This is a genomic window from Pseudomonas peradeniyensis, assembly GCF_014268935.2.
Lineage (GTDB): Bacteria > Pseudomonadota > Gammaproteobacteria > Pseudomonadales > Pseudomonadaceae > Aquipseudomonas > Aquipseudomonas peradeniyensis.
This window is the reverse complement of record NZ_JABWRJ020000001.1, coordinates 959,279-971,532: the sequence shown is the minus strand read 5'-3', so window position 1 is coordinate 971,532 and position 12,254 is coordinate 959,279. Positions and strand designations below refer to the sequence as shown.

Below are 12,254 nucleotides of genomic sequence, written 5' to 3'. Positions count from 1 at the left end.
CCCCGCGATAGCGCCAGCCCAGACAACACCCAACCATCCGGATTGTCCGACGATCCTATTGCCACCCACTTCGATTCAATGCAGAATCTGTAAACCATAAGATACTTGTTATCTGATAGTTAACAGAAAGGAAAACCCAGCCTCGATACGGACTTCCCCAACGCCTGACGCCTACTACAAAAAAAATGCTCCAGGAGACAATTGATGTCCCCCAATAACAAAAAGATCGACGTGTTCCTGATCGCCGTGAGCCTGTTGGCCGTGCTGCTCACCGTGATCGGCCTTGCTGCCTTCCCCGCCCAGGCCGAAAGCCTGGCCAACCAGCTGTTCGAGGTGGCCACCCGCACCTTCGGCACCAGCGTCCAGGTGCTGGTGTTCGGCAGCTCCCTGGCCGTGCTGTACCTGGCCTTCAGCAAGTACGGCAACATCCGCCTGGGCGCCGGCAAGCCGGAGTACTCCACCACCACCTGGGTGTTCATGTTCATCTGCGCCGGCATGGGTTCCTCGACCCTGTACTGGGGCGTGATGGAATGGGCCTACTACTACCAGACCCCGGGCCTGAACATCGCGCCGATGTCGGCCAAGGCCCTGGAGTACAGCGTCAGCTACTCGTTCTTCCACTGGGGCATCAGCGCCTGGTCGATCTACGCCCTGGCCTCGCTGGCCATGGCCTACCACTTCCATGTGCGCAAGAAGAGCGGCCTGAACCTGGCCTCGATCATCGAGGCGGTCACCGGCTTCAAGGCCACCGGCCCCGTCGGGCGCGCCGTCGACCTGATCTTCCTGCTGACCATGATGGGCGCGCTGACCGTGTCGCTGGCGCTCACCGCCTCGACCCTGACCCGTGGCCTTGCCGACCTGGCCGGCACCCCCAACACCTTCACCGTGCAACTGCTGGTGATCGGCGCGGTGGCGCTGCTGTTCTCGCTGAGTTCGTACATCGGCATCGACGGTGGCCTGCAGCGCCTGTCGAAGATGGTCTGCATCGGCGCCCTGGTGTTCGCCGCCATCGTCCTGCTGGTCGGCCCGACCCAGTTCACCCTGAACAACACCGCCAACTCCATCGGCCTGATGCTGCAGCACTACGTGCAGATGAGCCTGTTCACCGACCCGGCCGGCGACGGCGCCTTCACCCGTAACTGGACGGTGTTCTACTGGCTGTGGTGGGTGTCCTACGCGCCGGGCGTGGCCATGTTCGTCGCCCGCGTCTCGCGTGGCCGGCTGATCAAGGAAGTGGTGTTCGCCCTGCTGCTGGGTGGCAGCTTCGGTTGCTGGTTCTTCTTCGGCGCGCTGGAAAGCTACAGCATGCACCAGTTCATCAACGGCCAGATCGACGTGCCCAAGCTACTCGGCACCCTCGGTGGCGAAGCGGCGGTGACCGACCTCTTGCTGGCCCTGCCGTGGGGCACGCTGTTCCTCGCCGCGTACCTGTTCATCATGGCGGTGTTCTGCGCCTCGCACATGGACGCCGCCGCCTACGCCGTGGCCGCCACCAGCACCCGCAACCTGCGCGAGGGCGAGGATCCGAGCCCGACCCTGCGCCTGTTCTGGTGCGTGGTGCTGACCCTGGTGCCGCTGGCCATGCTGTTCGCCAAGGCTTCGCTGTCGACCATGAAGACCGCCGTGGTGCTCACCGCGATCCCGTTCATGGTGATCCTGCTGGTGAAGATCTACGGCTTCTTCAAGTGGCTGGCCGCCGACTACGGCCAGGTGCCGGCGTACCGTATCGAGGAAGAGGCTACCCGCCTGGCCGGAGAAGAGCCGCCGTTGCAGGCACCGCGCAGCGCGGCGGCAGTGCACTGAGTCTGGATTTGTCGTGGGAGCGGCGATGCGCCGCGCCCACGTTGCCAAACCTGCGACAAATTTTTTTGCCCAGCTTGTTAACCATTAGATACGCGTTAACCAATAAGAACCGAGATAGAGCCATGAACGATTTCAAACGCCTGCCCGCCGACTTCTGCGCCAATCCCGAAGAGGCCTTCACCCTTCCGGCCACGTTCTACACCCAGGCCGTGGTGTTCGAACACGAAAAGGAAGCGATCTTCGCCCGCAGCTGGATCTGCGTCGGCCACCGCAGCGAAGTCGCCGAAAAAAACGCCTACATCACCCGCCAGGTGATCGGTGAAAGCATCATCGTCGTGCGTGGCCGCGACGACGTGCTGCGCGCGTTCTACAACGTCTGCCCGCACCGCGGCCACCAACTGCTCGAAGGCAGCGGCAAGGCCAAGAACGTCATCACCTGCCCGTACCACGCCTGGACCTTCAAGCTCGACGGCGAGCTGGCCCACGCGCGCAACTGCGAGAACGTCGCCAACTTCGACAAGGACAACTCCAACCTGGTGCAGTTGCGCGTCGAAGAGTACGCCGGCTTCATCTTCATCAACATGGACAACGACGCAGGTTCCGTCGAAGACCAGCTGCCCGGCATGCAAAAACGCATGCGCGAGGCCTGCGCGGTGATCGACGACCTGCACCTGGCCGCGCGCTTCGTCAGCGACACCCCGGCCAACTGGAAGTCGATCGTCGACAACTACCTCGAGTGCTACCACTGCGCCCCGGCCCACCCCGGCTTCTCCGACTCGGTGGACGTCGGCCAGTACAGCCACAGCCTGCACGGCAACTGGACCTTGCAGTACGGCCTGGCCAAGCCGTCGGAGCAGTCGTTCAAGTTCGATGAAACGGTCAAGGATCCGTCCTTCGCCGGCTTCTGGGCCTGGCCGTGCACCATGTTCAACGTACCGCCAGGGGCCAACTTCATGACCGTGATCTACGAGTTCCCGGTCGATGCCGAAACCACCCTGCAGCACTACGACATCTACTTCCTCAACAAGGATCTCAGCGAGGAGCAGCACAAGCTGATCGACTGGTACCGCGAGGTGTTCCGTCCCGAGGACCTGCGCCTGGTCGAGAGCGTGCAGAAGGGCCTGAAGTCCCGCGGCTACCGTGGCCAAGGGCGGATCATGGTCGATTCGCAGCGCAGCGGCGTGAGCGAGCACGGCATCGCCCACTTCCATAACCTGATCGCCGTCGCCCACCTGGACGACTGAACACGCTCCCCGCCCCGCGCCAGGGCCTGGCGCGGGGCTTCGTTGTCGAGGTACGCCATGGCCAAGCAATACGAAATGTTCAAGGTGCGCGTGACCGGCGTGGAACAGGCCACGCCGCAGATCAAGCGCTTCACCCTGGCCCGCGCCGACGGCGCCGCCCTGCCCGCCTTCAGCGGCGGCAGCCACGTTATCGTGCAGATGCAGTCGGCCTGCGGCAGCCAGTTCAGCAATGCCTACTCGCTGATGAGCGACCCGCGCCAGTTGCACAGCTACCAGATCGGCGTGCGCCTGGAGGAGCAGTCCAAGGGCGGTTCGGCGTTCATGCACCAGCAGGTCGAGGTGGGCAGCGAGCTGACCATTTCCACCCCCAACAACCTGTTCGCCCTCGACCCAAGCGCCGGGCGCCATGTGCTGATCGCCGGCGGCATCGGCATCACCCCGTTCCTGGCGCAGCTGCACGAGCTCGAAGGCAGCACTACCCCCTACGAGCTGCACTACGCCTTCCGCGCCCCCGAGCACGGCGCCTTCCAGGGCGACCTGGCGCAAGGCCCGCATGCCGGCAACACCCGCTTCTACATCGACAGCCTGGAGCGCAAGCTCGACCTCGCCGCGCTGTGCGCGGGGCTCACCGATGACGCCCATCTCTATGTGTGCGGGCCCAAGCCGCTGATCGACGCGGTGATCGCCAGCGCCGCCGCCGCCGGCATCGCCGAGTCCCGCGTGCACTGGGAACAGTTCGCCGCCGCCGCGCCGGCCGCAGGCTCGGCGTTCACCGTGGTGCTGGCGCGCTCCGGCACCGAACTGGAAGTCGAGGAAGGCATGACCATTCTCCAGGCCATCGAGAAATCCAAGGCCGCCAAGGTCGAGTGCCTGTGCCGCGAAGGCGTGTGCGGCACCTGCGAGACGGCGATCCTCGAAGGCGAGGCCGAGCATTTCGACCAGTACCTGAGCGACGAGGAGAAAGCCTCGCAACAGACCATGATGCTGTGCGTCTCGCGGGCGCGCTCGGCGCGGTTGGTGCTGGATCTCTGAGCCTCGGCGGCGGATCGCCTGCCCACGCGGATTCGCCGGTGAGGTGTAACTGAATACTGCCAATAAGCGCTGAAAAGGAAAATCAGAGAAACGTCCTACGTGGATTTGGGAAGCACTGTCGACCACCCACAATCCGTTCCTCGCTAGTGTTTCAGGTCTGCGTAACGTCGCCCGTGGCTGGCTGCAACAGCCACGGGCTCGGTACTAACACACCTGCATGAACAGCTTCGCTGAGGACATCGGATGTTCGACTTCAACAAATTGCTCGAAATCACTCGACAGAACTGCGAGGCCCTGGAGGCCCCCTTCGCCAGCGGGCCCGCCGTCCATTGCACGCGCACCTTCACCATCCTGCCCCTGCGCTATGCGGCAGTTGGCGGCACTACCGGCCAACGCCTGCGCTTGCCAACCCTGCCCGATCACCTGCGCCATCCCTACAGCGTTGCCACGCTCCAGCATGCCGACTATGCCATTCGGCCACTGCGCCAAGGCTTCCTGTACGTCATGGAGAAACGCAAGCGCAGCGGGCAGCACAGCCTGCACCCGCCCTATCGCATTGCGGCAAACGGTTCATTGTCGCTGGTTGACCCCGGGCAGTCCGAGCCGGACGCCACAGACGCCCACACCCTGCGCGACATGATTCGCAACACGGCCTTGGCGTTCAACGTCCATGACCTCGAAGACCTGGCTGAGCTGCGCCTGTTCTACAGCCCCGACCCGCTGACCGAAGCGGCCCAGCAGCAACTGCTGCGTCGACGCGACAGGCTGCCGGCCGTGGATGTCGCCGCCTTCACCGGCCTTGGCTGCCCGACGCCCAGGCCTTATGTGCTGCGCCATGACCAACTGGACCTGGTCGCCGATTTCGCTGCGGAAACCGACAGCTCATTGCGCAAGCTGCTGGACAACCAGCTGTTCAGTGAAACCAGCGTCCATTCGCTGACAGCGGCCCGGTACATGCTGGGCCCGGTTGCCGGCAAACCCGAGGCCCGTGGTATCGCGGTGGTGGTGGAGGATGCCATCGGCATCACCCAGCAACTCAATGCCTGGCGCAACGCGGGCATGGAGCACCTGAAGGATTGGCTGCAAGCCTCGGAGTCGGTCGCGGGAAAACCCGGCCCCAGCAACGAGCGCAAGGTGCTGGTCGCCCAGGCCTTCACCGAACTGCATCAGCAATTCAGTGAGCGCAAGGTCGCCGCGCTGGTCGACCGTCACAAAGAGGCCATGCGCGCCCACCTCGCCGGTGCCGATCAGGGCGCCAACCCGCAGATGGCCGCCTGGTGGGCGCAGGCCAAGGAAGGCATTCTCGATACCGCAGGCGCACTCAGGCGCCAGGACCTTGAGGCCCGGGCGAACAACGGCGAGTTCGCCCGGCAGTTCGAAGCGCGTTACCTGCCACACGTCGACCTCAAGGCCATGCACGACCAGCTTGCCTGGTTCGAATCCCACGGCCTCGAGGCGCAGCGCCTGGCCGACGTGCGGGCCGACGACCATCTCGTCTGGCTGCAATCTGAGCAACTGCTCGCGGCCCTGGCCTACTACGACGAGAACGACCTGCGCAGCGGCCTGTGCTTCGCTCACCAGACCGGGCTCAGCGTGGTCGGCATGGAGGGCGTGTCGGCCGGGGCGCGGCTGCTCGCCCAGTGGTGGCATGCCGACACGCTGACGCCCGACAACCTGGCCCTGCGCTCCTTCGTCTTCAACCAGCGCGCCATTGCCGAGGTGCTGGAGCAGACACGCCAGGCGTTGCAAGCGCTGCCACCGGAATACGATCACTGGCAGCAGGTGGACACCTCGCTCAAGTACGCCAAGGAACTCGCCTCGCAGTTCAGCCGGGTGGACGGCCACCTCGACCAGCTGGCCCAGCACAGCGCCCTCAACACCGCCGGGGCCTTGGCCTGGCTGGGTCAACTGGGGCGCCAGAGCCTGCAGGCCGGCGCCCCCGGCAACATGGATCGCCTGCTGTACCGGCGCCTGGGCACCTACCTCATCGCCTCGCTGGGCGAGCAAGCCATCAACCTGCGCCTGAGCGAACACGCACTCGAGGGTGACACCCCCTCGCGAGGACGGGTGGCGGCCCCCATGGTCCGACGTCTTGATCGCGCCTATGTGGAGACGTTGCAGGGCGCTCACGCTCATTCGTTCTATCGGCTTCGGCTGGCCAGTGGCCTGCTCCTGCTGGAAGCGGGGCTGCTCCTGTTGCAGGGGCAGCGGGATGACAAGGACCGGCGCTTCTGGAGCGAGGTGGTGGCCGCTGGATTGGCCAGTGCGGCGGCGGGGTTCGAGCTATTGGCGGTGGGGACCGAACAGACCCTGCTGGGCGTCGGGCGGAACAGCACGATTGCGCGGGGAGCGGACATCAGCCTGGGGCGTTATCGGCTATGGGGGGCGGGGTTGGCTGCGGTGGGTGGCGTTATCAGTATTACGTGGGACGTTTCAGATGCGAGAGAAGCCGACGTTCGATCTAAATCATTGCTGGCGACGACTTATTGGCTGCGAGCTGGATCTACGATCACCCTACTTTTGGGGCAGGGAGGAATAGCATTTTCGCAGGCAAGTGCGCTTTTCCAGTGGCTATCAATCAGCGCAACCAGTGAAAAGACCAGCAGATTACTTACTACTCTTTCCACACTTTCTGCAAAGCTGGCAGCCAACCGTACTGCCATGATGTTTCTGAGCCGCTTAAGCTGGATAGGCGGCGCTATTGCACTCGGCACCACTATAACCTTACTCATTATCGATGATGATGCATTGGAGAAGTGGTGTAGCAAATGCTGCTTCCGCCTTAAACCATCAGACAAAGGATATATGAAGGACACTGAAGAGCTAGAAGCCTTATTCAGCGCCATGAGCGAGGTTATATAGTGTATTTTTTTGAATGGCTTTCATGGCTTGCTGCCATTGACCCAAAAGAAGAGCGCGAAGCCTTTGAGAAACAGAACAAGACTATAAAAAAGAGAATAATTTATGAAAGCGAGGAAGAAGAAGAAATTGCAGCCGCAAAAAAATCAGCATGCGACGCCCCAAAAAGTCGGGGCCCAGTCTACGTGTTCAACGAGAATGTACTCGAAATGCGCAGCGGCATGTGGGAAGATAAGCGCGGACTAATCAGCATATTATCTCTCACAGTAATAATTATGATAATCAGCGGACTAGAAATTGCTTTCAACTCGATAAAAACTTTAATCGACCTTGCTTCTGATTATCAGGGAGAACCGTATGGTGAAAGGCTATATTTAGCACTTTTCTTTCTTAGCACAACCCTTTGTATCTTGTGGTTTTATCTGAAATATGGTTTGCGTTTCACACGTTTTGAAATGTTCACGTCACGCCACTTGTTGATACGTTTCAACCGCATCACCCAGCAGGTCTACCTCCACCGCCCTGCCTACTGTGGTGGAATCGTCACGCTCCCGTGGAACGGTGTATCGTCCAGCGGCGCGGATAAAAAATCTACCATAGCAAGTGGTGTGGGTCTCCCGTTGGCGCTCACATGGTCGTCCGCCTTCAGCGGCACACTACGTACCGAACTGATCTGGGTAGGCAAGTCCTCGAACAATTTCACGGAGCTTCAAGCCGAATGGGAGTTTATCCGTCGCTTCATGGATGAAGGTCCAGAAGGACTACCGCGCCCCCATATCACCTCGCACTTCCCTTGGCCCTGGCAAGCCTTCACGCCTCAGTTCGAAGGCCTGACCCACTACTTCCGCAGTTCCCCACGCGTCCTAAAATGCGGCCTGCTCTTGCTGTCTCCTGCCTTCCTGATCATCGGAACAGGCCACTGGGTGAGTCTCCTGCTGTGCTGGAAACCTCGCTGGCCCAAGATCATCCGTGAAGCCGGCCTGCCGGGAAAACCCGTCCCGGCACTAACCACAGTTGACGATTACCCTCCCCATATCCAGGAAAGGCTGCGGGAAAACGCCTACCTCTGGGCCATACGCCCTGGCAAACGGCCGGAGAGGAAACCCCGTGCCTCTAAACGTCGGCCCAAGAGCCCTATTTAAACTCCCGATATCGAGAAGGATACGCCCCATGGGGTCGACAGTATCGGTCAGCCGTAGAGCCAGGCTGATCTCGTTCGGCATGGAGGGCGTGGCAGCCAGGACACGGCTGCTCACCTGATAGTTGCAAGGTACAGCCCTACCTACCGTCAATCACAGAAAAGTAAACACCTCCGCCGCCGCCAACCGCGACTTGCTCAGGCCGGCATTGAAATCCTCCTCGCTGCGATAGCCCAGGCTCAGCAGCACCACGCTGGTGAAGCCCTGCTCGCGCAGGCCCAGTTCGGCGTCCAGGGCCTTGGCGTCGAAGCCTTCGATCGGCGTGGCGTCCAGGCCGTGGGCGGCGGCGCCCAGCAGTGCGGTGCCCAGGGCCAGGTAGACCTGCTTCTCCATCCAGTGCTGCAGGTCCTTGAAGTCATGGCGGTGCAGGTCGACGTAGCCGCGGCGGGTCTGGTCCTGGCCATCACGGGCCTGTTCGGTACGGAAGCGCCCGTCGGCGGCCTCCTGCGCCAGCACCGCCTGCAGGTGGGCTTCGGTCATGTTGGTGCGGGCGGCGAACACGATCACATGGGAGGCGTCGCGCAGCTTCGGGCTGTTGTAGGCGAAACGCTCGTCGGTGGCCTTGGCCAGGCGCGCCTTGCCTTCGGCGCTGTCGGCCACGACGAAGTGCCAGGGCTGCGAGTTGACCGAGGACGGGCTGTGGCGCAGCTGCTCGAGCAAGGCATCGATGGTGGCCTGGGGAATCCTGCGGCTGGCGTCGTAGGCTTTGGTGGTGTAACGGCGTTTGGCGAGGGCAACGGTATCCATCTACGGCAATTCCTCAAAGGGATCGTGAATGAGCCGCATCTTATCTTCCCGGCGGCAAAGAAAAACCAGCACAATGCAGCAACACTTTCATCCCCGGAGTGAAAATGCTGCGCATCAACGACCTCGAACTGTTCGCCCGTGCCAGCGCCCTGGGCAGCTTCACCGCCGCGGCCCACGAGGCCGACCTGCTGCCCGGCCAGGTGGCGGCGGCGATCAAGCGCCTGGAACGCGAACTGGATGTGCGCCTGTTCGCCCGCACCACCCGCAGCCTGCGCCTGACCGCCGAGGGCGAGCTGTACCTGCCCACCGCCCAGCGCGTACTCGATGCCCTGCGCCAGGGCCGCGAGGACCTGCACGGCAGCCACAGCTGCCTGCGCGGCGTGCTGCAGGTGGCGGCGCCGTCAGACATGGGGCGCAACCTGCTGCGGCCCTGGCTCAGCGCGTTTCGCCGCGAGCACCCGGGGCTCAACCTGCGCTTCTTTCTCTCCGACCAGTTGGCCGACCTCTACCGCGACCCGGTGGATGTCGCCATCCGCTACGGCCAGAACGAGGACGCCAACTACATCGCCCTGCCCCTGGCGCCGTGGAACCGTCGGGTGCTGGTGGCCTCGCCCGACTACCTGGCCCGCCATGGCCGGCCGGGCAGCCCCGACGACCTGCAGCAACACGATTGCCTGCTGTACCTGCAGCAGAGCCGGGTCTACGACAAATGGCGGCTGGGCAACCGCACCGTGCAGGTGCGCGGGCCGCTGTTCAGCGACGACGCCGACGTGGTGCGGCGCTGGGCGCTGGAAGGCGAAGGCATCGTCTACAAGTCATGGCTGGATGTCAGCGCCAATGTCGCCGCCGGCGAGCTGGAGGTCCTGCTGCCCGAACACCCCGGCGAGCTGACCCCGGTGACCCTGGTGTGCCCGCACCGCAAGCAGCTCACCCCGGCGGTGGCCCAGCTGCACCTGTGGCTGCGCGAGCGCTTCGCCACGCTGCGCCCGGAGGGCATGTTGCAGCCGCTGTCGCCGGGCGTATAGTGCATCCACCCCCGACTGCAAGGAGCTGTCATTCATGCCGAGCCTGGAGTTTCTCGTTACCGCGCTGATCATCGTGCTGATTCCCGGCAGCGGGGTCATCCTCACCGTCTCCAGCGCCCTGGTGGCCGGGCGCCGCGCCTGCCTGTGGACCGCCACCGGCTGCACCCTGGGTATCGTCCCGCACCTGCTGGCCTCGGTGCTGGGCCTCTCGGCCTTGCTGCACACCAGCGCCCTGGCCTTCCAGGGCCTGAAATTCGCCGGCGTCGCCTATCTGCTGTACCTGGCCTATGCCACCTGGCGCGACCGCGCGGCCTTCGCCGTGGACACCCAGGCCACCCCAGCCAGCGCCGGCCAGCTGGTGCTCAAGGCCTGCCTGCTGAACATCCTCAACCCCAAGCTGACGCTGTTCTTCCTCGCCTTCCTGCCGCAGTTCATCAGCCCCCAGGCCGGTTCCGCGACCGCGCAGATGCTCGGCCTGAGCGCGGTGTTCATGGCCATGACCTTCGTCGTCTTCGTGACCTACGGCCTGCTCGCCCACCTGTTCCGCCGCGCCGTGATCGACTCGCCCCAGGTGCAGGCCTGGCTGCGCCGCAGCTTCGCCGCCTCGTTCGCCGGGCTTGGCATCAACCTGGCGTTCGCCCAGCGCTGACCAGGCGGCTCAATCGTTCTGAACGCCCGGATCGTTTGGGCATTTCGGCCCTGGGCGCGGTGGGTGGCACCGGCTGCGCCGGTGTGCGCGGATCAGTGACCAACGCAGAACGCAGCCCGCCTGACGAGCCTCGGTTACCCGCCTTGGCAGCCTTGAAATCACCCATGAAAACCCTGCGCAAGCTTCACTTGACCAGACTTGTATATACATGCTCATATCGGGTTTCGGCCATCCGCCCTGCGTCCCGCCGATAGCCGCCGCCTTTCACAAAAACAACGAAGCGGAGCCCTCCCCGATGTCCAGCAAACCCGTGATCGAGCGCCGCTCGATCGACTACATCCCCGAGTCTGAACGCCATGGACGCGTCTACAGCCAATTCACCCTGTGGCTGGGAGCCAACCTGCAGATCACCGCGATCGTCACCGGCGCCCTCGCCGTGGTGCTGGGCGGCGATGTGTTCTGGTCGTTGATCGGCCTGCTGCTCGGGCAACTGGTCGGCGGCGCGGTGATGGCCCTGCACGCCGCCCAGGGGCCGCGCCTGGGGCTGCCGCAGATGATTTCCAGCCGGGTGCAGTTCGGCGTGTATGGCGCGGCCATCCCCATGGCCCTGGTGTGCCTGATGTACCTGGGCTTCACCGCCACCGGCACGGTGCTGTCCGGCCAGGCCATCGGCCAGTTGCTGAGCATCAGCGACAGCGCCGGCATTCTGATCTTCGCAGGGGTGATCGTGCTGGCGACCCTGGCCGGCTACCGGGTGATCCACTGGATCGGTCGCGTGGCCAGCGTGCTGGGGATCATCGCCTTCGTCTACCTGTTCAGCCGTATCCTGATGCTCGCCGACATCGGCCAGCTGCTCGACAACCGCCATTTCAGCTGGGCCAGCTTCCTGCTGGCGGTGTCGCTGGCGGCGTCCTGGCAGATCGCCTTCGGCCCGTACGTGGCCGACTACTCGCGCTATCTGCCCAGCCATACTTCGCCGCTCAAGACCTTCCTCGCCGCCGGCCTGGGCTCGGTGATCGGCGCCCAGGCCTCGATGATCCTCGGCGTGTTCGCCGCGGCCATCGCCGGCGGCCAGTTCTCCGGGCGCGAAGTGGCCTACATCGTCGGCCTCGGCGGTGCCGGCACCACGGCTGCACTGCTGTATTTCAGCATCGCCTTCGGCAAGGTGACCATCTCCACCCTCAACAGCTACGGCAGCTTCATGTGCATCGCCACGATCATCAGTGGTTTTCGTGGCCACCTGCAGATCAGCCGGATCCAGCGCCTGGTGTTCGTGCTCGGCATCGTCGGCGCCGCGACCCTGGTCGCCCTGCTCGGCCAGCATTCGTTCCTCAGCGCGTTCAAGTCGTTCATCCTGTTCCTGCTGACCTTCTTCGTGCCGTGGAGCGCGGTGAACCTGGTGGACTACTACTTCATCACCAAGGAGCGCTATGACATCCCGGCGCTGGCCGACCCTGACGGCCGCTACGGGCGCTGGAACTGGCCGGGCATCGGCGTGTACACCTTCGGCGTGCTGGTGCAGATGCCGTTCATCGACACCAAGCTGTACACCGGGCCCATGGTCGCGCACCTGGGCGGCGTGGACGTGTCGTGGCTGATCGGCCTGGTGGTGCCGAGCGTGCTGTATTACTGCGTGGCCCGCCGCCGGGCGGCCGAGGCGCCGGCCGGGATCGTGCCGGAGGGACGCTGAGCCGGG

Annotated in this window: 9 protein-coding genes; 8 read left to right on the top strand and 1 reads right to left on the bottom strand. The window is 63.8% G+C overall.

Features of this window, described 5'->3' with window-relative positions; genetic code table 11:
- The first annotated feature begins 204 nt into the window (after window positions 1–204).
- From HU751_RS04405 to HU751_RS04385, 5 genes are all read left to right on the top strand, one after another.
- Window positions 205–1,803, top strand: coding sequence for a BCCT family transporter (locus tag HU751_RS04405; protein WP_186734832.1), 1,599 nt, complete (start codon window positions 205–207; stop codon window positions 1,801–1,803).
- Window positions 1,804–1,925: 122 nt separating this feature from the next.
- The gene (locus HU751_RS04400) at window positions 1,926–3,047 is read left to right on the top strand and encodes an aromatic ring-hydroxylating oxygenase subunit alpha (protein WP_186734834.1); all 1,122 of its coding nucleotides are present in this window, start codon (window positions 1,926–1,928) and stop codon (window positions 3,045–3,047) included.
- A 57-nt stretch (window positions 3,048–3,104) separates the two neighbouring features.
- On the top strand, window positions 3,105–4,079 hold the full coding sequence (locus HU751_RS04395; RefSeq protein WP_186734836.1) for a PDR/VanB family oxidoreductase: 975 nt from the start codon (window positions 3,105–3,107) through the stop codon (window positions 4,077–4,079).
- A 243-nt stretch (window positions 4,080–4,322) separates the two neighbouring features.
- Window positions 4,323–6,941 carry a T6SS effector BTH_I2691 family protein gene (locus HU751_RS04390; RefSeq protein ID WP_217862531.1) on the top strand — a complete coding sequence of 873 codons (2,619 nt, stop codon included), beginning with the start codon at window positions 4,323–4,325 and terminating at the stop codon, window positions 6,939–6,941.
- Window positions 6,941–8,080: a DUF6708 domain-containing protein gene (locus HU751_RS04385; RefSeq protein WP_186732508.1), complete on the top strand. Its 1,140-nt coding sequence runs from the start codon at window positions 6,941–6,943 to the stop codon at window positions 8,078–8,080. The genes HU751_RS04390 and HU751_RS04385 overlap by 1 nt, the downstream gene beginning before the upstream one ends.
- A gap of 150 nt (window positions 8,081–8,230) precedes the next feature.
- On the opposite strand, the gene nfsB is transcribed toward HU751_RS04385, so the two are convergent.
- Window positions 8,231–8,884 (bottom strand): oxygen-insensitive NAD(P)H nitroreductase, encoded by a 654-nt coding sequence (nfsB, locus tag HU751_RS04380; RefSeq protein ID WP_110733882.1) that lies wholly within the window; start codon window positions 8,882–8,884, stop codon window positions 8,231–8,233.
- A 104-nt stretch (window positions 8,885–8,988) separates the two neighbouring features.
- Between nfsB and HU751_RS04375 the strand changes: the two genes are divergently transcribed.
- From HU751_RS04375 to HU751_RS04365, 3 genes are all read left to right on the top strand, one after another.
- On the top strand, window positions 8,989–9,909 hold the full coding sequence (locus HU751_RS04375; protein WP_186732509.1) for a LysR family transcriptional regulator: 921 nt from the start codon (window positions 8,989–8,991) through the stop codon (window positions 9,907–9,909).
- A gap of 34 nt (window positions 9,910–9,943) precedes the next feature.
- Window positions 9,944–10,558, top strand: coding sequence for a LysE family translocator (locus HU751_RS04370; RefSeq protein WP_186732510.1), 615 nt, complete (start codon window positions 9,944–9,946; stop codon window positions 10,556–10,558).
- Window positions 10,559–10,853: 295 nt separating this feature from the next.
- Window positions 10,854–12,248 (top strand): purine-cytosine permease family protein, encoded by a 1,395-nt coding sequence (locus HU751_RS04365; protein ID WP_186732511.1) that lies wholly within the window; start codon window positions 10,854–10,856, stop codon window positions 12,246–12,248.
- Window positions 12,249–12,254 lie beyond the last annotated feature (6 nt).